This window comes from Anaerosporobacter sp., from assembly GCF_965301125.1.
The window spans coordinates 1-4,913 of sequence record NZ_CBDLAM010000238.1; the positions used below are offsets into that span (position 1 = coordinate 1).

At 33.9% G+C, this 4,913-nt stretch carries 4 protein-coding genes; all 4 read right to left on the reverse strand.

The window, feature by feature from the left end; translation table 11 throughout:
- Window positions 1–375: hypothetical protein (locus ACW2QF_RS17705; RefSeq protein ID WP_455717345.1), on the reverse strand; the 375-nt coding region annotated here is incomplete at its 3' end.
- Window positions 376–456: 81 nt separating this feature from the next.
- Window positions 457–1,224 carry a C39 family peptidase gene (locus ACW2QF_RS17710; RefSeq protein ID WP_455717346.1) on the reverse strand — a complete coding sequence of 256 codons (768 nt, stop codon included), beginning with the start codon at window positions 1,222–1,224 and terminating at the stop codon, window positions 457–459.
- Window positions 1,225–1,667: 443 nt separating this feature from the next.
- A complete protein-coding gene (locus tag ACW2QF_RS17715) occupies window positions 1,668–3,518 on the reverse strand; it encodes an ABC transporter ATP-binding protein (RefSeq protein ID WP_455717347.1) in 1,851 nt (616 codons plus the stop codon).
- On the reverse strand, window positions 3,518–4,913 hold a 1,396-nt coding region (locus ACW2QF_RS17720), incomplete at its 5' end, for an ABC transporter ATP-binding protein (protein WP_455717348.1). The genes ACW2QF_RS17720 and ACW2QF_RS17715, both read right to left, overlap by 1 nt.

Sequence of the window (4,913 nt, forward strand, 5' to 3'; positions counted from 1 at the left end):
ATACAATACATTTTCTAAATCATCTACATTGTATATACTAATATAATAATACAGTGTATCATCAATGAGCGTATTGCTCCTTCCTTTTAGGGCAAAATTTGATACAGTTGTTATTTTTTGTTGTTCTCCTGTATCAAAATCATATACATAAAATTCAGCTGAATTATCAACCATTTCCATATAAAAAAGTTCGTTTTCAAATACATCAATATATGTTCTTAAACCTGATTTCTCAAGAGTAGTATTATATGCTTGTGTCACATTATCTTGTGGCTCATTAACAGGTGTTTCCTCTTGTGATGGGGGAGTACATCCCGATAAAAACATTATACAAACTATAAGAATAGCAAAAAAACTCTTTATACCTTTATTCATTATTATATTCTCCATTTTTTATAGAATAGGCGGAGACAAGGATAACCTAATCCCGCCTATAATAGTGCCAAACAGCTTATATTAGTACATCAAACCGATATTTTTGTTACTGTAAGCATTGTAAATAACGTTAGCCGTCTTGTAGTAAGACGAAGAGTTACCGCTTAATCCGGAACCAGAATATCCAATCCAAGGATCAGCCAGAGCAAACAAAGACTTATCGCTCCTTGCTCCATACACAGACATAAAATGCCCACCAGTAGAATATAACCAGCCATCACTAGAAGAAAAAGACATACCAATGATAGGAGGTGCCATATAAATTACAACACCAGAATACAGGTAATTTTCCATTGAAGAAGAATCTGCTTTATATTGGGAAACATAAAGATTTTCCTCTTGTTTTTTGTTGATATACGTCAGCATATCAGAAAGATATGTTCCAGAAGTAGTAGTGCCACACCCGGTAGCAATAGTGGACTGAGTGGGAGTAGAACCAGTTAGGTATTTCATTGCGGCTTGAACAGCCGCAGGACCGCAATTATAGGACGTTGTCTGATTGTATACCAAATAACCAGATAAATATGTCCATGATACGCTGGTTTTAGCCTTATTACCAGAAGACACAGGCTTGTCTGCCATTTGATTTGACACCGCAATATCATCAGAAGTTGCTGTACGTGCACCACCAGGAGAAGTTGCGGTAGCAATAGAGCGAGTTTCTACTTCGACATTAATAGTTCCAGCTTTCGGAAACTCGTCATTAGTCGCCACTTCACTCGCAAAAGAAACGGTATTAAGTGAGAATAACATTGCAACTGGTAGTAAAAGTGATAAGATTTTTTTCATAAAAAGAATTCCTCCTTTAAAAGATTGTTAAATAAAAAAACTATGTAATGATACAAACTTATTGGTCACCTCCCTTCCAATAAAAACAAAATAAATTAGTATAAAGTTTACAAAGGAAATAAGTATGAGCTGTGACTGCCATTTTTATTAGCTTGTAGCACAAAATTATCCTGTTAGGAAATATACCAAAGCACAATTAGTAGCGTAGAAAGATTTTTACAATGTAAATATATAGTAATATTAATATTATATTTACATTATAATGGGTATAAGAGATAAACACAACACCCTAATGGAACAAATCGTGTACAATGTTTTGACAACTTACGACGTTTCTGAAACATATGGAAAATGTATTACTTTCAGCATATGGATTAGAAAACATAAGCCTTAGCGAATTCTAATTATACTAGAATGAGCTAAAGCTATAATAGTAATCTAAATTACCCTTCAAACTGTGCCATATACATCTTCTCGTATACACCATGTTGTCCTAACAATTCGTCATGGGTTCCTGACTCCACAATTCTACCTTCATGAATTACAAGAATACAATCGGCATTTTGAATCGTGGAAAGGCGATGGGCAATAACAAAACATGTTTTGTTTGCCATGATTTTTCGCATTGCGGATTGAATATGCTGTTCGGTTCTTGTATCTACATTAGAAGTTGCCTCATCTAGAATCAACATATTTGTATCAAGTAACATTGCCCTTGCAATGGTAATAAGTTGTTTCTGACCTTTTGATATATTCGTTCCATCATCGCTTAAAATCGTGTCATATCCATTTGGTAAACGCATGATAAAGGAATGAATCTTTGCTGCTTTTGCAGCTGCTATAACTTCCTCAAGAGTAACATTTTCTTTTCCATATGCAATATTTTCGAATATAGTACCATGGAATAACCAAGTATCTTGCAATACCATAGAATAGGATTTTCTAAGGCTAGATTTAGTTACTTGTTTAATATCATGGTCGTCAACGGTTATAGAACCTTTATCAATATCGTAGAAGCGCATTAATAGGTTAATTAACGTTGTCTTACCTGATCCAGTCGTTCCAACTACAGCGATCATTTCTCCGGGGTTTGCATGAAAGCTGATATCCTTTAGGATTGGTTTATCTTGTTGATAGGAAAAGTCAACATGCGAAGCTTTAACATCCCCCTGTATAAGAATTGTGTTATCAATCGTTTTATGAATAGCTTTATTAATTGACCTATTCATAGTGCCATTATATGAAGAATTATCAACCGTATCATTTTTAAATGTAATAGCATCAGGTTCATCAACTAATTCTTCCTTCTCATCCAATAATTTAAAGATACGATCAGCAGCAGCAAATGCAGATTGAAAGTCATTCATAATATTAGCTGCTTCATTAATTGGACCTGAGAACTTCCTGCTATAAAGAATAAAGGAAGAGATATGACCAATACTCATAGATCCTGATAGATAAAGTAATGCTCCGAACACGGAGATAAAGGTTAGAGAAAGATTATTTACGAAGTTAACGAAAGGCCCTGTCATACTTCCATAATATTCGGAATCATAATAGGCATCAACAGCTGCCGTATTCTTTTCATTGAATTTTAAAATAGTATTTTCTTCTTGATGATAAGCTCGAAGTGTTTTTTGACCACTAATCATCTCTTCTACAAAACCATTTAATTCACCTAATTTAGCTGAACGATTACGAAAGAGTGGTCGTGTTTTCCCGGTGATGTATTTTGTTAATAGTATAGATAAAGGTATCGTAACAACAAAAACTAGTACAAGTTTACTTGATAGATAAAGCATCATTAGGAAAGCACCGATAATGGTTATTAAACTTGTACTAATTTGCACTAGGTCAGTTGATAAGGAAGTGTTGACGGTATCAATATCATAAGAGATTCTGCTAAGGATATCTCCAGTTTGATGTGTGTCAAAATATCCAATAGGAAGTTTTGTCAACTTACTAAACACATCTTTACGCATAGAAAATGCAATCTTCCTACTTATGTGAATCATCAATATAGATAGTAAATAAGAAAAGAAGGAAGATGTGATAAAGAAGAGTAGCATTAATGCAGCATAATGAAATACTTCTTCGAAGACAACATTTCCTTTGCCAGGCTCGATAGCGTCAATAGCATATCCAGATAACATGGGGCCAAGTAAAGTAAAGATATTACTTGCTAGAGTTAAAAGGATAGCAAGTAGAAGCAACCATTTGTATTGAAAAAGATATTTTCCAAGTCGAAGTAGAGTGTTCTGTTTTTTTGTATGGGGGTTATTATTTTGATTCATTATGACTCACTTCCTTCCAAAGGTTGATACGTTTTTGCTTCACCCATTTGGGATTTACTTATATCTTGATAGATAGAACAACGGGAAAGGAGTTCATCATGTGTGCCATAATCAATCATCTTTCCATCATCCATAACGAGGATATGTTCAGCATGCATGATAGAACTGATACGTTGTGCAATAATGATTTTAGTGGTTGTAGAAAAATGTTCCCGTAATTGTTCTCTTAATAAGGCATCTGTTTTGTAATCTAAGGCACTTGACGAATCATCTAATAGTAAGATATCAGGCTTAGCTGCTAAGGCTCTTGCAATAAGAACACGTTGCTTTTGACCACCGCTTAAATTAGCTCCTTTAATTGTAAGGGCCGATTGTAGGTCCGTAACGAATTCATCTGCTTTGGAATAGGTTAATGCTTCTTTAATTTTATTCAGTGAAAGGTCTCTACCAAAGCGGATATTTTCCTCGATGGTGTCTTGAAAGAGAATATCATTTTGAAATACAATACCAAATTTTTCGCGAAGTTCTCTTAATGGAATATCTTTTATATCAGTTCCATTAATATAGATAGTCCCTTTTGATGGCAAATAGAACCGGAGTAACAATTGAAGAATCGTAGATTTACCTGATCCAGTTGCTCCTAGAATGCCCAAGGTTTCTCCTTTTTTTAGTTTAAAATTTATATCATACAAGGCATAGGAATCTTCTACATTTATAGAATCATTTCTTTGTTTTGTATAGGTGAACCATACATGGGAGAAATCTATGAAAGTATCTGTTTCTACTTGAGTAGAATTAGCTTCACTTTGCTTGGATTTAGTATTATTCATACTTATAACTGAATGAGAAGTTTGATTAATATCAGTTATGTCTCTATCCATATCTAAGTCATCACATTCAATTACTTCCATGATACGTTCAGCAGAAGCAGCAGCTTTTGAGAATAGAATAAACATTCGAGAAATACTTAGCATGGCGTTTAGGATTATGGTGAAGTAAGTAAGAAAAGCTAGAATCTTACCTACCTGTGTTAATCCTTCATTCACTCGCCATGCGCCTACTACAATGACTAATATTAATCCAATATTTAATAGAAGATTCATACAAGGATTAATCAAAGCCATAGTAGTGCTTGCTTTCTTTTCATTTTCTGTTACTTCTGAATTGTAGATATTAAATTTATCTCTCTCATAATTTCCTTTTGACAAAGCTTTAATAACACGCATTCCATTAATAGCCTCTCTAACATCACGGATAAAAGAATCAGTCGACTGCTGTAGTCTAGTGTATAATGGGATACTTTTTTTAGATACATATATCATAAGTATGGTAATGAACGGTAGTATAAAGATAAGCACAAATGAAAGAACGGGATCTAGTGTTAAAGTAATGCAG

Bases quoted from the DNA above. Each gene is read 5' to 3' on its own strand.
- ACW2QF_RS17710 (WP_455717346.1), bottom strand. From the start codon at position 1,224: ATGAAAAAAATCTTATCACTTTTACTACCAGTTGCAATGTTATTCTCA.
- ACW2QF_RS17715 (WP_455717347.1), bottom strand. From the start codon at position 3,518: ATGAATCAAAATAATAACCCCCATACAAAAAAACAGAACACTCTACTT.